Source organism: Shewanella sp. NKUCC06_TVS (assembly GCF_019345515.1).
In the GTDB taxonomy this organism is placed as follows: Bacteria; Pseudomonadota; Gammaproteobacteria; order Enterobacterales; family Shewanellaceae; genus Shewanella; species Shewanella oncorhynchi.
On sequence record NZ_JAHKQX010000017.1, the window covers coordinates 106,823 to 123,879 of the forward strand.

Below are 17,057 nucleotides of genomic sequence, written 5' to 3' on the forward strand. Positions count from 1 at the left end.
GTCAATGAATCGAGTATTTATCGAACTCGAAGCGCCACTAAAAATAGAGAACAGATTTATTTCAGCAGTATGTGCCAGCGTGGCTAATTACCAGCAGTAACAATACTTGATTAAAAGTAACAGCCGCCAACGCACGTTGAAGTCAAAAAAGCTTTTTTGGGAACTGAAGAGTTTGCATAGAGTTGAGACTTACTGTGTTGCTCTTCTTTGTAGTTGCTATTCGCAATTGGCAGAGGAGAAGTCTTGTGAAGCAATTGTTGTATTGTTTACTCGTGGTGCTTTTCGCACCACCGTTGACCGCCGCGGACATGCGGTTCAACATGACCCCTGGCGTGACCGAGATCAGTGGCAAGGTTTATCACTTGCACATGACCATTTTGTATATCTGCTGCGCAATAGGCCTAGTGGTCTTTGGCGTCATGATTTACGCCATGATCAACCACAGAAAATCCAAAGGCGCTGTCGCGTCCCACTTTCACGAAAGCACTAAAGTTGAAATCGCTTGGACGATTCTGCCATTTATCATTTTGATCTTAATGGCGATTCCAGCGACAAAAACTTTAATCGCAATGGAAGATCCCAGCAACGCCGATCTCACCGTAAAAGTTACGGGGTCCCAATGGAAATGGCATTACAGCTATTTCGATCAAGATATTGATTTTTATAGCATACTGACAACACCCAGAGCACAAATCGAAGGCACCGAAACCAAGGGTGAAAACTATCTATTGGAAGTCGATAAACCGCTCGTTCTACCAATAAACCGCAAAATCCGCTTTCTGATGACTTCAGAGGATGTCATCCATTCTTGGTGGGTACCCGCCTTTGCCATTAAGAAAGATGCCAATCCAGGATTTATCAATGAGGCCTGGACTCGCATCGACAAACCCGGCATTTACCGTGGTCAATGCGCCGAGCTCTGCGGTAAAGACCATGGTTTTATGCCTATCGTAGTACAAGCGTTACCCGAAGCCGAGTTTGAGGCTTGGGTCACAGAGCAGAAACAAGCCGCAGGTGCTGCGGCTGAAGCCGCTCAAGCCGCTTTATCACAAACCCTAAGTAAAGAAGAGTTGATGACTCAAGGTGAACAAGTTTACCTCGGGCACTGCGCAGCCTGCCACCAGCCCAATGGCGAAGGGTTGCAAGGCGTATTTCCGCACCTTAAAGGTAGCCCGATTGCAACGGGACCGCTCAGCGGCCACCTTGAAATTGTGCTCAACGGTAAAACGGGTACAGCCATGCAAGCGTTTAGTAAGCAATTGACTGCACAAGAAATCGCGGCAGTGACTACCTACGAGCGTAATGCTTGGGGCAATAATACTGGCGATGCAGTGCAAGCCAAAGACGTCAACGAGTACATGAACGGCAATTCTGCACAAACATCCGCCGCGGTACCAAGCAGTACAACTCCGACACCCGCACCTGCAGACGTCTCAGCTGCAATCGATCCCGCAAGCCTCCCCACACTCAGCCATGACGCCCTCATGGCCGAAGGTCAAACTGTCTACGCGACCTTCTGTGCTGCCTGCCATCAAGTGACAGGTGCAGGAATACCACCCGCCTTCCCCGTGCTAGTGGGTAGTGCTATCGCCATTGGACCAGTCGCCAATCACATCGATATTGTGATGCACGGCAAAACGGGCACGGCTATGCAGGCATTTGGCAAACAGCTTAGCCCACAGCAACTTGCAGCAGTCATTACCTATGAACGCAATGCTTGGGGTAACAATACCGGCGATACAGTGCAACCTGCTGATATCGCAAGTCATGGACAGTAGGGGATAATGATGAGCACTACGACTCAAGATCAAACCGCAGCCCATGATGACCATCATCATGGTGCGCCAAAGGGCATCATGCGCTGGCTGCTAACCACCAACCATAAAGACATAGGTACTTTGTATTTATGGTTCAGCTTTATTATGTTCTTAACCGGTGGCGCTATGGCCATGGTGATCCGCGCTGAACTCTTTCAACCTGGATTACAATTGGTCGAGCCCAACTTTTTCAACCAAATGACAACTGTTCATGGGCTGATCATGGTATTCGGTGCGGTAATGCCAGCCTTTACAGGGCTCGCTAACTGGCTGATCCCTATGATGATAGGAGCGCCCGATATGGCGCTGCCACGGATGAATAACTGGAGTTTTTGGATACTCCCCTTCGCCTTCACTATCCTTCTCAGTTCGCTATTTATGGAAGGTGGCGGACCTAACTTTGGTTGGACCTTCTACGCACCACTATCAACAACTTATAGCCCAGATAGCACGGCGCTCTTTGTATTTTCTATTCACATCATGGGGATAAGTTCGATCATGGGCGCAATCAACGTGATTGTGACCATAGTGAATTTACGCGCGCCAGGCATGACATGGATGAAGTTACCATTGTTTGTGTGGACTTGGCTTATCACGGCATTCCTACTGATCGCGGTTATGCCCGTACTCGCTGGCGCAGTGACTATGGTGCTGACCGATAAGTTTTTCGGCACGAGTTTCTTCGATGCGGCTGGCGGCGGCGATCCTGTGATGTTCCAGCATATTTTCTGGTTCTTCGGCCACCCTGAAGTCTACATCATGATCTTGCCGTCCTTTGGCATCATCTCTGCCATAGTTCCAGCCTTCAGTCGTAAACCCTTATTTGGCTATGCATCCATGGTTTATGCTACCGCTAGTATTGCAATTCTGTCGTTCCTCGTATGGGCGCACCATATGTTCACCACAGGTATGCCAGTGTTTGCCGAGCTGTTCTTCATGTATTGCACTATGTTGATTGCTGTGCCAACTGGGGTGAAAGTGTTTAACTGGGTTGCCACTATGTGGCGCGGCTCACTCAGTTTCGAAACGCCCATGCTGTTTGCTGTAGCCTTTATCATACTCTTCACTATTGGCGGTTTTTCGGGATTAATGCTCGCCATTACACCCGCCGACTTCCAGTACCACGATACTTATTTTGTTGTGGCACATTTCCATTATGTACTCGTAACTGGTGCGATTTTCTCCATCATGGCAGCGGCCTATTACTGGCTACCTAAGTGGACTGGGCACATGTACAACGAGCGACTGGGACAATGGCATTTCTGGTGTTCAGTGATTTCGGTCAACGTGCTGTTTTTCCCGATGCATTTCCTTGGGCTGGCAGGAATGCCAAGGCGTATCCCTGACTACTCGATTCAATTTGCCGATGTTAATCAAATAGTCTCGATTGGTGGGTTTGCCTTCGGCTTATCGCAATTGATTTTCTTAGTTTTAGTAATTAAGTGCATCCGTGGCGGCGAAAAAGCTCCCGCTAAACCTTGGGAAGGTTCCGAGGGTTTAGAGTGGACATTGCCAAGCCCTGCGCCTTACCACTCCTTCACGACACCACCTGAGGTGAAATGAAATGGCAACCCAACACCAGCAAGATAAACCTAAGTCAAATCGTAAACTTATCAGCATGTTAGTTATCGGCTGTATTGGCATGTTTGGCTTTGGATTCGCGCTGGTGCCGCTCTACGATGTGTTGTGCGAGCAACTCGGTATCAATGGAAAACCCTCCAATACCGCGAGTAGTTATCAAGCAATCACAGTAGATACAAGCCGAATAGTGACTGTGGAATTTATTTCTCAGGTACAAACAGGCATGCCATGGACATTTGCGCCACAAACCAAACGGCTCGAAGTTCACCCTGGCGAGCTAATCCATACGGCATTTCTGGCGCGCAATATGTCAGCTAAAGCAACGATTGGCCAAGCGATACCTTCAGTTTCGCCCGGACAAGGTGCCGCTTATTTTAATAAAACAGAATGCTTTTGCTTTAATCAACAACCCTTAGCGGCGGACACTAGCGCTGAGCTGCCGCTCATTTTCTATGTGGATCCTCAGTTACCTGAGTCTATCCATACTCTGACCCTCTCTTACACTCTCTACGACATTACCGACAAGCAGTTAGCGTCTGCCATAGAGCAAGGAGCTGCAAAATGACAACGAAACATCAGACTTACTACGTTCCATCCCAAAGTGTCTGGCCTATTGTAGGTGCCATTGGCTTGTTCTTAATCGCCTCTGGTGCAGGCCTTTTCGTGCAACAATTGAAATCAGGTGCATCCGGTGGCGGTTATGTGCTGCTGGTTGGGATAGCTGTGATCCTATTCATGCTGGTGGGTTGGTTTAGAACCGTGATCCAAGAGTCGATGGCAGGGCTCTATTCTAGCCAAATGGATCGATCGTTTCGCCAAGGTATGAGCTGGTTTATTTTTTCGGAAGTTATGTTTTTCGGGGCTTTTTTCGGGGCACTATTTTATGCCCGCATGTTCGCAGTGCCTTGGCTCGGTGGCGCATCGAATAATGCCATGACCCACGAAGTACTCTGGCCTCAGTTTGAAGCTATTTGGCCGCTCATTACTACGCCAGATGGCACTAAAACCCAAGCTATGCCATGGACTGGACTGCCATTAATCAACACTATCGTACTGCTAACCTCCTCAGTTACCTTACATTTCGCCCATGTCAGCCTAGAAAAAGGTAAACGTTCTGCCATTACTCTCTGGCTTGGTATCACCATACTCTTGGGTATGGGTTTCCTTGCCTTACAGGCAGAAGAATATATGCATGCCTACCGGGAAATGGGACTCACCCTGACCTCTGGGATTTATGGCAACACCTTCTTCCTGTTAACTGGCTTTCACGGCATGCATGTCACACTGGGGACGCTCTTTTTATTCGTGTTGTTTTTCAGAGTGTTGAAGGGGCACTTTAGCGCAGATAAACATTTTGCGTTCCAAGCGGGGAGTTGGTATTGGCACTTTGTGGATGTGGTCTGGCTGTGTTTGTTTATTTTCGTTTACGTTCTCTAGTGCTTTAGTAAGGCGTGGGATTGGGGCTAATTAACCCAGTCCCTAAGGCCACCAGCAATAACAAGATAACGAGCACGGAGAAAATCACTCGCCGACCAAGATAACGGCTCATAGGCACTTTTTCATCACCTTTCACCATAATAAACAAGGCGCGACCTAGATTAAAAATGATGAATAGCAACAGCAGAACTAAGACCAACTTAAAAATGAACAGGCTATTCATACAATATCCTCATGTTCTGCTGAATAAATTAACGGTTTTTCTACTGATATTGACTGTGGCTGTATTAACTATATTGGTCAAGTTGGGTCTATGGCAATTAGCCCGCGGCGAAGAAAAAACCATGCTGTTAGCCCAAATGGAGGCAAGACAATCCTTGCTGCCATTAAGTTTTGAGCAGCTCCAACTCAAAATCGATAAGGAAGGCGTGACAGGTTATCGACTGCAAGTGCACGCCATACCCGCGAGCTCGCAAATATGGCTGCTGGATAATCAAATCTATCAGGGCCAAGTGGGCTATTTAGCCTTTCAGCCCCTGCAAGTGACTGCGGGTCAACCTTGGTTACTGGTCGAATTAGGTTTTGTCGCGGCCAGTTCCCACCGTGATGAGTTGCCCCACATCAGCCCACTTAGCGGTGAATTGAATATCGAAGGTCGGCTTTACCAAAAGCAAATCAATCCTTTGAGCCAGGCTTTAATGGCAGAAACGGGGACAAGTGTTCGCTTTCAGAATTTGAATATACCGGAAATGGCGCAGCTGTTAGGCCACCCTTTACTAGATGCAGTGCTGCAACCGGATGAGCTACCCGCCCTCGCCTTGCCGCATCCTTGGCAACCCTTCCCACTGTCGGCGCAAAAACATTGGGGTTATGCGCTGCAGTGGTTTTCGATGGCAGCCGTGTTTGCTGGGCTCATGCTGTGGCAAGGGATTAAGTATGTAAAACGCCATAGTGCCGAAACAATCGCACACTCAAGGAGCGAATAGGGAAATTCGTACCATACTTAGCAAGACACAAATAAAAACTAAATAAATATAAAACAATAAATTAGGGATAATTTGAATGAGAGGAGCAAGCATGAACTCCCAGAATAAATCGAAACACAAAGCATTGGGCTTGTTGTTGCTGGCGTTTATCGCGCCCGTGGTGATAGCCAAGCTAGTGCTGAGCCTGAATTTATACCACGGCGGCGCCACTAATCATGGCGAGCTGATCAATCCTGAGACCAGTTATGCCAGCCTTGGGGTTGAAAATCCCAATCCTAAAGAATGGCAACTGCTATATTTACTGCCCGCCCAATGCGACGATGCTTGCCGCGAACGCCTGTATATTTTACGCCAAAGCCACACTGCTTTAGGGCCAGATCAGGCACGAGTCGAACCGTTGATCCTCACCCATCCCGACAGCGATCTTAATGCTTTAAGCGCCTTTAACTTTAACACACGTCCCGCCAATGCTGGCTTAAGCCACTGGCTAGATGAACAGCAGTTGATCATAGTCGATCCCTTAGGCAGCTTAGTGCTGCGCTATCCCCAAGTGCAGGGTAGAGAAGCGCATTTAGCTCAAGGCAAAGCCTTGGTAGCGGATCTGCGTAAGTTGTTAAAACTGTCGAGGGTAGATTGATGCAGCTAACTTGGGTCCTACGCTTAACCTTAGTCTTTACCTTGTTGGTGATCTTAATGGGCGCTTACACTCGCCTATCGGATGCGGGGCTTGGCTGTCCCGACTGGCCGGGTTGCTACGGCCATATCAAGGTGCCCACCCAAGACCATGAAATCGCCCATGCACAAACCATCTTCCCCGATCATGATATCCACCCGGAGAAAGCTTGGCTGGAGATGATCCACAGATATATCGCCGGCGGACTTGGCTTACTAGTATTGTTCATCTTAGTGCTGTGTTTGAAAACGCCGGAAGCACCGAAAAAATTGCCACTCATCATAGTGCTGCTGATCCTCTTTCAAGCCGCACTCGGCATGTGGACAGTGACGATGAAACTCATGCCTATAGTGGTGATGTCGCATCTTATTGGTGGCTTCAGCCTGATTTCACTGCTGTTACTCCTCTATTTACGAACCCGACCGCGGCGGATCTTTAATAGCGAAACCCATGCCAGCAATCTGGCACCGCTGGCACTGGTGAGCCTATTCGTCCTTGTGGGTCAGATTATGTTGGGCGCTTGGACATCATCGAATTATGCGGCGCTCGCCTGCACCTCTTTACCCATCTGTGAGGGAAATTGGGTAGATAACTTAGCAATAACCGAGGCATTTTCACCGTTCCAAGGCCAACACCCTAGCTTCGAATTTGGGGTGCTCGATTACCCTGCACGAATGACTATCCATGTAGCCCACAGAATTGGTGCTATCGTCACTGCCAGCTTGTTACTCGTGCTCGCCTACCGATTATTTGTTGGCGCTACAGGACTTAAGGCTTTAAGCCTTTTATTAGTGGGGCTAGTCATACTACAAGTGAGCTTAGGTATTTCTAACGTAGTGATGCATTTACCACTCGGTATTGCCGTGTCTCACAACGGTGGTGCGGCACTACTGCTACTGACCTTAGTCACAATCAACTATTTTTTATGGCGCAAAGCATAAGCGAGGGATCCAAGATGGCAAAACCACTCTCAATCACCAGTAGCCTGCCCACTTTCAGCGTAACATGGCGCGCCTATTTTGAAATGACCAAACCTAAAGTCGTCGCACTGATGCTGCTCACTGTCTTAGTAGGCATGTGTCTTGCTGTGCCCCATGCGGTCCCCGTTCAACCTTTAATCGCCGGTATGCTGGGTATTGCTATGATGGCAGGTTCAGCGGCGGCGTTGAATCATCTGATCGATCGCCGTATCGATGGCTTAATGGCACGCACCTACAATCGCCCGCTACCCAAAGGGCGTATTTCGGCCACACGCGCGTTAATTTTCGCTGCCAGCTTAGGCAGCCTTGGCTTTATCGTCTTATATTCCTTAGGCAATCCACTCACAGCTTGGCTGACCTTTGCCAGCCTGATTGGCTATGCCTTGGTTTATACTGCCTATTTGAAACGCGCAACATCACAAAATATTGTGATCGGTGGCCTTGCGGGAGCTATGCCACCCCTGCTGGGATGGACGGCAGTAACGAACGAATTTCACGGCCATGCGTTATTGCTAGTGATCATCATTTTTACGTGGACGCCGCCACATTTTTGGGCACTGGCCATTCACAGACGCGCCGAATATGCCAAAGTAGATATTCCCATGCTACCAGTCACCCACGGTGTCGAATTTACGAAAACCTGCATCTTGCTCTACACAGTATTGCTGGCGATTGCTTGCCTGTTACCTGTGCTGGTTGGTATGTGTGGGCCAGTGTATTTCGTCAGCTCGAGTTTACTCAGTACGGGATTTATCTATAAAGCATGGCAACTTAAATATCGGGATCATGATGGCTTAGCGATGCAAGTGTTCCGCTTCTCTATCTACCATTTAATGTTGTTATTTATGGCATTACTGCTAGACCACTATTTGTGGAACTAGTGTATGGAACGAGTTTGTCGCGCTAACCTGTATTTATGGAGCGAATAATGCAGAAAAGAATTTTAGTCATCGCCATTTTGTTGTTCGGTCTTGGCGGCCTATTTGCGGTGAAATTTAATCCCCCAAAACCTATCGAGTTAGAGAGCGGTTTTCTGTTTCCACAGGCCTATGAATTAGCGCCCTTTGAATTGGTTGATCAACACAAGCAAGCTTTTACCAATGCCAGTTTGCAGGGGAAATGGAGCTTATTTTTTATCGGTTTTACCTTTTGTCCCGACATTTGCCCTACGACCTTAAATAAACTTGCGGCGGCTTATCCTGATCTAAACAAAATAGCGCCATTGCAGGTAGTGTTTTTATCCGTCGATCCCAAACGGGACACACAGGATAAACTCCTGACCTATGTGAATTTTTTCAATCCAGAGTTTAAAGCGGTAACGGGTGAACAAACGCAGATATTTCCCCTCACCCGCAGCTTAGGACTCACTTATGCCATGGTGGGTGAAGGAGAAAATTACCAAGTCGACCATAGTGCGGGTTATGTGTTGGTGTCGCCGCAGGGAACGCGAGTTGCGGTATTTAAACCTACGGCAGCGTTAGGCAAACCGCCGCAGGTATTAAATGATAAATTAATTAGCGATTTTGAAAAAATAGTGGCGCAATACAAACCTAGCCGCTGATCACTCTTTAACCCAAGAGCCATCGTCCTTTGGTCTTACCCAAGGCTGAGAAAACCAATAGTAGCCATTGCGCGCCTTACTCGGCGCTGTGCAGTTATAACGCGAGCGCCCCGCGGGCAAGGCTAAATCCGCTTGAACACTAAACTCGTTTTCATTGAGCCAAGTCGGCTGTTTTGAGCCTTGACCTTGGATGTAACACATCACTTGCTTAGCAGAGATATCACTCATATCGAGGGTCACTTTAAGCTCAGGACGCCAATGGCCACCCTTTAACTCAGGATCACTTGGGGTTTGTGCAATCACAGGCATATTTAAGCTGTATAACTTTGCCTTAAGGCTTTTTAGGTCAGCATATTGTCCAGCAACGGGGAAACGCGGCAGGGCCGTTAATGGCGAATAGGGCCCGGCGGCACCGGACTGTTGCCCAAAAGCGACAAAGCCGTTCTCAGTTAACATATCCTGCAACGCTTGATTGTACTCACCGTAGGGATACGCCAGCATTTTAAAATTGTGCCCAGTGGCATCTGCAATCGCCTTTTCTGTATCTAAGATATTGGCTTTTATCCGCGCTAACCACTGCGCCTGTGATTCATTTTCTAAGGCGCGGATCAAATGTTCGTGCGCCCAACTGTGATTAGCAATATCGGCGCCTTCCTTGGATAATGTGATGAGTTCATCCCAAGTCATCATCTCGGTAACCTTTTGTTTAATCGGCTCAATTGCCACAAACAAGGTGTAGGGGAATCCAAATTCCTTTAGGATAGGATGCGCCGTAGTCGCTATACTGCGATAACCATCATCGAAGGTAATTGCGATTGTTTTAGCGGGTAAATCTTGTTTTTGCTTGATCGCTTCAACCACTTTAGAAAGCGGGATCACCTTAAAGCCGTCATCGACGAGAAACTGCATTTGCTCACGAAATTGCGCGGGCGTAACGCTGGTTGCCGCCGGAGTGGTTTCTGACACATGGTGATATTGCAGAATGACCACGGCATGGGCAGAAAACGTCATTAGCCCTATGAGTGCCAACAGCACACGTTTAACCATAATGTGAACACCTCTGAAATTAATGAATACTGCTAAATCAACTTGGCTCGACCTCATGCTCAACGGCGCGAAAAATCGCCAGTTACTGGCGCTCGCCCTGCCGATGATACTCTCCAATATCACTATCCCGCTGTTGGGCTTAGTCGATACGGCTGTTATAGGTCATCTGAGTGAGGCCTATTATTTAGGGGGAGTCGCTGTCGGGTCAACGATTATCACATTAATCATTTGGTTATTGGGATTTTTGCGTATGGCGACGACAGGTTTAGTCGCGCAAGCCTTTGGTGCTGACGATCTTCACGCCCAGCACAAGCTCTTAGTCCAAGGCGCTATGCTAGCGATGTTATTGGGCGCAGGCGTTATCGCACTGCAAGTCCCGATATTGGATTTAGCGTTAGGATTATCCGAAGCGAGTAGCGAAGTCGAGCGCTATTGCCGCGAGTATTTTCAGGTACGAATTTGGTCAACGCCCTTCGCCCTGCTCAATTTAGTGATGTTAGGTTGGCTCTTAGGGCGACAACAACCTAAAGCCGCCATGTGGCAGTTGATTTTAGCCAACCTTGCCAATATTATTCTCGATGTGGTGTTTGTCCTCGGCTTGGGTTGGGGCGTTAAAGGCGCTGCCCTCGCCTCAGTATTTGCCGATATCACCGCTTTCTCAGTCGCACTCACTATGGTGTTACAACAACTCAAGCGCGCACCCGAGTTTCACTTATCTCAGCTATTCCCCCATGTCACCTTAACGGGTTATGGCAAATTACTGAGGCTCAACACAGATATTTTTGTCCGCAGCCTCTGTTTGCAGGCAGCTTTTGCCTTTATGACATTCCATGGTGCAGGTCTAGGTGATAATACCGTTGCGGCCAATGCCGTGTTATTGAATTTACTGCTATTAATCTCCTACGCTCTAGATGGTATAGCCTATTATGCCGAGGCAGAAGTCGGTCGAGCCTATGGGCAAAAACAGGCAGAACAATTAAGGGAAGCTGTGATCTTAGCTTGGTGCTGGTCGGCCATAACGGCACTAGGATTCTGCGCTGTATTTAGTCTTTTTGGCAGTAATATTATCGCGTTATTGACCAGTATTAATGAGGTCAGAGCCACTGCGCAAACCTATCTTATCTGGCTAATATTCTTGCCTTTATGGTCCTTTAGCTCGTATTTATTCGATGGTGTTTACATAGGTGCCGCTAAAGGAAAAGTGATGCGCAATAGCATGATACTCGCCACCTTTGGCGCGTTTTTCCCAACATGGTATTTACTGCAGCAGCTATTACTACCAGAGCAAGGCAACCATGCCCTCTGGGCCGCGATGAGTGTCTTTATGATCGTCAGAAGCCTAACGCTCGCAGGGCATTATTATTTCAGTCAGGCCTTTTTACATAAATAAATCTGTAAAGACAGTAGTTTACTAATCTCAAAATCATTATTATGTTGATTTTACAATTGTAACGAAGATGTGAATCGATAATGAAAAGGATTTTACCGCTGCTATTGCTGTGGCTATGTAACTATACGGTTGCCAACACTGCGCCACAATTACCCGTTGAAGCCTTTGCAAGCATCCCAGATGTTAGCTCTGTGCAGCTCTCGCCTAATGGCAAAAAAATCGCTTCTGTTGTACGGGTCGATCAAGCCAAACTCAAAGGTACTGTCGTTAGTATCCAAGATATAGAAACAGGCGAAAAAAGCATTCCGCTGCACACGGATAATCAAAAATTTGTCATCCTGTCTCTGCAGTGGGCAAACGATAATATCTTACTGATCAGTGCTAAGTTTCCGGCTAACCGTTACGGTACACCTACAACCGAAACCCGCCTTGTTAAGTATGATTTGACCACGAAAAAGACCTCGAGTGTCCTTCCGCGCAGCGTCTTAGACCGTCTTAATTGGATCCCGCAACATCAGGGGCAAATTATCGATCTTATGCCAGATGATCCCGATAATATTTTACTGTCATTAGACGGAATGGGCGAAAACGTAGGCGAAGACAGCGTTCTGAAAGTCAATTTAGCGCAGGGGAAATCCAGTTACACCCAAAATGCTAAAAAGAAGATTATAAGTTGGATTACCGACAGGCAGCACAAAGTCCGAATTTCTATCTACAACGATGATACTGAGTACCGCATTTATGAACAGGCCGAGCAAAAGAGTGATTCACGCTTGCTTTGGACCTTTAAAGCCTTCTCTGAGGACACTGTTTGGCCATTAGGTTTTGATGCAGACCCTAATATCCTCTACGTTCGCGCCTATCACCAAGGTTTCGAAGCCATTTTTAAAGTGAACCTGACCGACCCTAATCTTACAAAAGAGTTGGTTTACGCCAATGAAGCAACTGACGTCGAAGGGGATTTACTCTACTCGCAATTAAAGAAAAAAGTCATTGGTATCAGTGAAGGCGACGGCGAGGAATACACCTTCTAGGAAACAGAATATGTCGGACTACAAAATGGTCTTAAGGCTGTATTACCCGATGCTCACAACTATATTACTCAATTCAGTGCAAATGAACGCCGCTACATAGTGTATTCCACCAGCTCAACCGAGCCTGGCACTTATTATTTCGGCGATAGGGACGAAAAAACGTTATATCCCATCGCGAACAGATACGGCAAGCTCAATAGTGAGCTACTCGCCAACACCCAACATCTAACTTACGAAGCAAGGGATAAGCTCAAAATCGATGCTTACCTAACAGTGCCAAAGGGACTCGAAGCTAAACAGCTACCGACGATTATTTTCCCCCATGGCGGCCCGATCAGTTACGACAGTAACGACTTTGACTATTGGGCACAGTTTTTCGCTAATCGGGGTTATGCAGTATTTCGAATGAATTTCAGGGGGTCGGCAGGTTACGGCTATGAGTTTATGAAGGCTGGCCTAAAAAACTGGGGGCTCGAAATGCAAAACGATGTTGAAGACGGGACTCGTTACCTAATAGCGCAAGGGATTAGCGATCCCAAACGCATTTGTATTGCCGGTGCGAGTTATGGTGGTTACGCGGCCTTAATGGGGGCTGCCATGACTCCCGATCTTTACCGTTGCGCCATCAGTGTAGCTGGTGTGACCGATGTGGCCTACCTAGTAAAATCAAGCCGCAGACATACCAACTATGAAGTGGTTAAAGAGCAAATAGGAGATGATCTCGATGCCCTCTATGAGCGATCACCTATCAGTAAAGCAGATAAAATTAACATCCCAGTATTACTGCTTCATGGCGATAAAGACAGGGTCGTTAAGGTTCAACATAGCCGAGAAATGTATGACGAGCTCAAATCACTAAATAAACCAGTGGAGTATATTGAGTTGGAAAATGGTGATCATTACCTGAGCAATAACGACAACAGACTCGCGACTTTTAAAGCCTTAGATAAGTTCTTAGCTGATAATCTCAACCCTAAGTTATAACTTAACAACTGCACTTAAAGCGAAAGCCAAATATAAAAAACGCGACTCAAGGTCGCGTTTTTCATTCAGCTTAACAAACAAGATTAAGCGTAAGAATGTTCACCGTGTTGGTGATCTGTCACGTCACGTACGCCAGTCAACTCACTTGGGAACATGTCTAACAATTGTTTTTCGATACCATCCTTCAGGGTGATATCAACTTGAGAACAACCATTACATCCACCGCCGAACTGCAGTACGGCTACGCCTTCTTTGGTAATTTCAACCAGCATGATATTACCACCATGGCCAGCTAACTGAGGGTTAATTTCAGATTGGATCACGTATTCGATACGCTCGACTAAAGGTGCATCACCAGACACTTTACGCATTTTTGCGTTAGGTGCTTTGAGCGTGAGTTGTGAACCTAATTGGTCAGTCACAAAATCGATAGTGGCATCTTCAAGGAAAGGTGCACTCTTCTCATCGACCATAGCATTGAAGCCAGTGAACTCGATTTCAATATCATCACTTTCCACTGCATCCGGTGGACAATAAGACACACCACACTCGGCTTGCGAGGTACCAGGACTGATCACAAATACGCGAATATGAGTGCCTTCAGGTTGATCTGCTAACAACTTAACAAAATGGGCTTGAGCCGCATCGGAAATGGTAATCATGAAAACCTGCTCCGTCAGGGGATACCTGAGTGTTTTAGTAAGAATTAGCCGTATGATACTCCGACTCACCTTCGCTTTGTAGTCCTTTGGATAGCAAGTTTATGGATTTTTGCCATAGCGATCACGATTTATTCATCATAAACAAGCTTTAAACGAATGTGTTGTACGCGAGTGAACTGCATCATTTACAAACAAAAGCGACCCAATTGGGTCGCTTTAAGCCAGACATAAAATACAAACTATTTAGCCGCTTCTTGTCCCGCGATACGACCAAAGACAATGATATCAGTGTAAGCATTTCCACCGAGTCGATTGGTTCCATGGGTTAAACCAGTCACTTCACCCGCAGCAAACAAGCCCGGAATCACCTTTCCTTGTTCATCAAGTACACGAGTACGTGTATCAACCGCTAGCCCACCCATTGTATGGTGCACAGAAGGTGTCGCTTTTAAAATCCAATAAGGTCCTTTACTTAAATCGACTAATCCTGAGCGATGATTAAAGGCTTCATCCTTTCCTGTTGCGGCATAACGATTAACGTCTTTAATCGTTGATAACAGCTTATCTTCAGGAATATTAAAGACTTTAGCGGCTTCTTCTAAGGTGTCGACCTTATACATTAGCCCGTCTTTTGTGAATTCCTTCAGTTCACCTTGATGCATTTCAACAGTATGGGCAACATCTTCAATAGCTTGGTTCCAGAGCACATAAGTATAACGGCCTGGTTGGGCTAGAATGGCCTGTGAAATCACATCTCGGCGTTCCAATTCTTCAACAAAGCGCTCACCCTTCTGGTTGATTAACACCGCACCAAAGAAGCGAGAGTCTGCAATCAAGGCAATCGCACCCGAGGTTGGGCTACAAATAGGATATGACTGGATATATCCCATATTTTTAGCTGCTGCATGTATTTTTTCTGCCATCACAATACCGTCACCAGTACCACCTGAATGACCAGTGCTGCCATAACGTTCATCTAACTCTGGGTTATATTTTTTACGCATTTCCATGTTAGACGAGAAGCCACCTGTGGCAATCACAACACCGCGTTTTGCATAGTAGGTTACCGTTTTGCCATTATGAATCGCTTCTACACCCACAATTCTGCCCGTTTGATCTTGAATTAACTTTTCAGCCTTAGTGTTGGTATGAATTGGTAAGCCTACTTCTTCAGCTTTAATAGAAAACTTGCTGATCACCTCTGCTCCGGTATGACCTTTAGGGATAAGCGCACGTTTCACGCTGTGTCCACCAAACTGAAATAATTGATCTGGGTAAAATTCTACTTTGACGTAATCCCTTAACCACTCAGCAGCATCAACCGCATTATCGACCATGGTCTTAACCATTTCAGGGTCACCTTTGAAATCGCCGCCTTTTAGCGTGTCGCTAATAAACAGCTCTTTGCTATCGGTAACTCCCATATTTTTTTGCACCCAACTACCGGCCACATTCATCTCAGCGCCAGAAATCAAAGAATTACCGCCGATAATAGGCATCTTTTCAATAATAACGGCGGAGCGGCCTGCGGCCATAGCCTCTAAACCAGCACTGAAACCTGCACCACCCGAGCCAATAATCACCACATCATAGGTATATTCTGCTGGTGTTAATGCTTCATTTTTTTTAGCTGAAGCGACAACAACTAACGTAACACCTGCGGCTTCAATACTTTTACCCACAGCTTCTTTAAGCGCTTTAGACGTTACGGTTGCGCCTGCAATACCGTCAACCTCGATAGAGTTATTATCAATAATTGCCTGTTTAACATCTTTAAATACGGCACCAGCAAGGACCTTATTTTCCTTTTGCTTTAGTACATCAATCGCCACAATGTGTCCGTCTTTGAATGTGGTTTCGACCTGCACTTCGCCATGCTTGCCTTGAGCGGTTCCCTGGCTTTTTACTATTTGATGGGTAACTTGACAGCCGACAATAATTGCTGTTGCCGTGGCAGCAATACCAATAATGGATTTTTTATAATGCATTACAATTCCCTTATTATTTTTAATGAAAACTAGAACAGCATCAAATTAAATGAGATTCTACTTATCAAAAATTCAACCTATTTGATAAACCGTTAAAACTGATAACCAACAGATATACCGTATTCAATCCCATCATTATATTGCGAACCCCAGCTATCATAATGGGTGATATATAACTTTGAAAATATTGAACCTGTGAGGCTTGTTTGTAATGTTGTAATTATCTGATGGCCATAGCTGTCATATGAAAATAATGATTGATGCGCTTTATCCCTATCAATTTGTGCTTCATAATTCAAACTTAAACTATTTTTTAAACCTAGCAACTCAAATGGGTACTTTGCATTTAAAACCATGGCATAACCTGACAGATCATTAAACTTCTCTGATGTGGGGGAAAAGCTACCAATGGTATAATTTAAACCGACACCATAGTTTAGTGATAAATTTTGAATTTTTGCATTATGGGTAATACCTAAGTAAAGATTATCTTCAACTAGCGTTTCACTCGCAGAGATAAAGTTCTGAGTCCAGAAGTTGAACTGCGACTCTCCCAGCTTATTTTCAAGTATCAATAATGACTTAATGGTAGTTTTACCATCAAGGTTCTTCTGATTTTCCGCGATTTCAGCAGGGTTTTCGAGCTTAAGATTAGCAAAGTAAGTACCCCAATCAGCAATGCCTAAATGATTCAACTTTACAAAAGGTTGATTAAAAACACCTGGGTTATCATTTTTTGCGGCACTAGTATAAAACTTATAACCTAAATCCACGCTCGTTTTATTCACATCAGCATATACTGAACCACTAAAAATAATTGCACTGACTAAAATAGATGCCACACTTTTTTTACACATAGAGCCCCTCTCAATCATGTATTCTAGGAAGTATTTTAAAATACTTATCGACCAGTAAAC

The 17,057-nt window shown here is 46.0% G+C and carries 15 protein-coding genes and 1 pseudogene; 11 read left to right on the plus strand and 5 right to left on the minus strand.

Annotation, left to right across the window (positions count from 1 at the left end):
• The first annotated feature begins 245 nt into the window (after positions 1-245).
• Genes coxB through KO531_RS18005 form a run of 4 tightly spaced genes read left to right on the plus strand, consistent with a single transcriptional unit; the run spans position 246 to position 4,835 of the window.
• A complete protein-coding gene (gene coxB, locus KO531_RS17990; protein ID WP_219251876.1) occupies positions 246-1,778 on the plus strand; it encodes a cytochrome c oxidase subunit II in 1,533 nt (510 codons plus the stop codon).
• Positions 1,779-1,787: 9 nt separating this feature from the next.
• Entirely contained in the window at positions 1,788-3,380 is a 1,593-nt protein-coding gene (gene ctaD / locus KO531_RS17995; RefSeq protein ID WP_105250642.1) for a cytochrome c oxidase subunit I, read from the plus strand.
• Position 3,381: 1 nt separating this feature from the next.
• Positions 3,382-3,963, plus strand: coding sequence for a cytochrome c oxidase assembly protein (locus KO531_RS18000; RefSeq protein ID WP_105250643.1), 582 nt, complete (start codon positions 3,382-3,384; stop codon positions 3,961-3,963).
• Positions 3,960-4,835 carry a cytochrome c oxidase subunit 3 gene (locus tag KO531_RS18005; RefSeq protein WP_198572400.1) on the plus strand — a complete coding sequence of 292 codons (876 nt, stop codon included), beginning with the start codon at positions 3,960-3,962 and terminating at the stop codon, positions 4,833-4,835. The genes KO531_RS18000 and KO531_RS18005 overlap by 4 nt, the downstream gene beginning before the upstream one ends.
• A 4-nt stretch (positions 4,836-4,839) precedes the next feature.
• Here KO531_RS18005 and KO531_RS18010 read toward each other — a convergent pair whose 3' ends face one another.
• Positions 4,840-5,058, minus strand: a complete 219-nt coding sequence (locus tag KO531_RS18010) for a DUF2909 family protein (protein WP_105250645.1) — start codon at positions 5,056-5,058, stop codon at positions 4,840-4,842.
• Here KO531_RS18010 and KO531_RS18015 point away from each other — a divergent pair.
• The 5 genes from KO531_RS18015 to KO531_RS18035 all read left to right on the plus strand — a co-directional run bounded on the left by KO531_RS18015 (position 5,057) and on the right by KO531_RS18035 (position 9,035).
• Positions 5,057-5,821 (plus strand): SURF1 family protein, encoded by a 765-nt coding sequence (locus KO531_RS18015; protein ID WP_219251900.1) that lies wholly within the window; start codon positions 5,057-5,059, stop codon positions 5,819-5,821. The genes KO531_RS18010 and KO531_RS18015 overlap by 2 nt on opposite strands.
• 91 nt (positions 5,822-5,912) lie before the next feature.
• Entirely contained in the window at positions 5,913-6,458 is a 546-nt protein-coding gene (locus KO531_RS18020; RefSeq protein WP_219251877.1) for a hypothetical protein, read from the plus strand.
• Positions 6,458-7,435: a COX15/CtaA family protein gene (locus tag KO531_RS18025; RefSeq protein ID WP_219251878.1), complete on the plus strand. Its 978-nt coding sequence runs from the start codon at positions 6,458-6,460 to the stop codon at positions 7,433-7,435. The genes KO531_RS18020 and KO531_RS18025 overlap by 1 nt, the downstream gene beginning before the upstream one ends.
• 14 nt (positions 7,436-7,449) lie before the next feature.
• Positions 7,450-8,355, plus strand: coding sequence for a heme o synthase (gene cyoE / locus KO531_RS18030; RefSeq protein WP_219251879.1), 906 nt, complete (start codon positions 7,450-7,452; stop codon positions 8,353-8,355).
• 47 nt (positions 8,356-8,402) lie between these two features.
• Positions 8,403-9,035: an SCO family protein gene (locus tag KO531_RS18035; protein ID WP_173497969.1), complete on the plus strand. Its 633-nt coding sequence runs from the start codon at positions 8,403-8,405 to the stop codon at positions 9,033-9,035.
• Here the strand turns inward: KO531_RS18035 and KO531_RS18040 are convergent, their stop codons facing one another.
• Positions 9,036-10,082 carry a polysaccharide deacetylase family protein gene (locus tag KO531_RS18040; RefSeq protein WP_219251880.1) on the minus strand — a complete coding sequence of 349 codons (1,047 nt, stop codon included), beginning with the start codon at positions 10,080-10,082 and terminating at the stop codon, positions 9,036-9,038.
• A 22-nt stretch (positions 10,083-10,104) separates the two neighbouring features.
• Here KO531_RS18040 and KO531_RS18045 point away from each other — a divergent pair, with 22 nt between their 5' ends.
• Complete coding sequence (locus KO531_RS18045) at positions 10,105-11,472, plus strand: MATE family efflux transporter (protein ID WP_219251881.1); 1,368 nt, start codon at positions 10,105-10,107, stop codon at positions 11,470-11,472.
• Between the two features lie 80 nt (positions 11,473-11,552).
• Positions 11,553-13,490: pseudogene (locus KO531_RS22605) on the plus strand (S9 family peptidase).
• Between the two features lie 83 nt (positions 13,491-13,573).
• Here the strand turns inward: KO531_RS22605 and nfuA are convergent.
• The 3 genes from nfuA to KO531_RS18065 all read right to left on the minus strand — a co-directional run bounded on the left by nfuA (position 13,574) and on the right by KO531_RS18065 (position 16,997).
• Positions 13,574-14,152 carry a Fe-S biogenesis protein NfuA gene (gene nfuA, locus KO531_RS18055; protein ID WP_168827206.1) on the minus strand — a complete coding sequence of 193 codons (579 nt, stop codon included), beginning with the start codon at positions 14,150-14,152 and terminating at the stop codon, positions 13,574-13,576.
• A gap of 239 nt (positions 14,153-14,391) precedes the next feature.
• Complete coding sequence (gene urdA, locus KO531_RS18060; RefSeq protein ID WP_219251882.1) at positions 14,392-16,140, minus strand: urocanate reductase; 1,749 nt, start codon at positions 16,138-16,140, stop codon at positions 14,392-14,394.
• Positions 16,141-16,232: 92 nt separating this feature from the next.
• Positions 16,233-16,997: an outer membrane protein OmpK gene (locus KO531_RS18065; protein WP_219251883.1), complete on the minus strand. Its 765-nt coding sequence runs from the start codon at positions 16,995-16,997 to the stop codon at positions 16,233-16,235.
• Positions 16,998-17,057 lie beyond the last annotated feature (60 nt).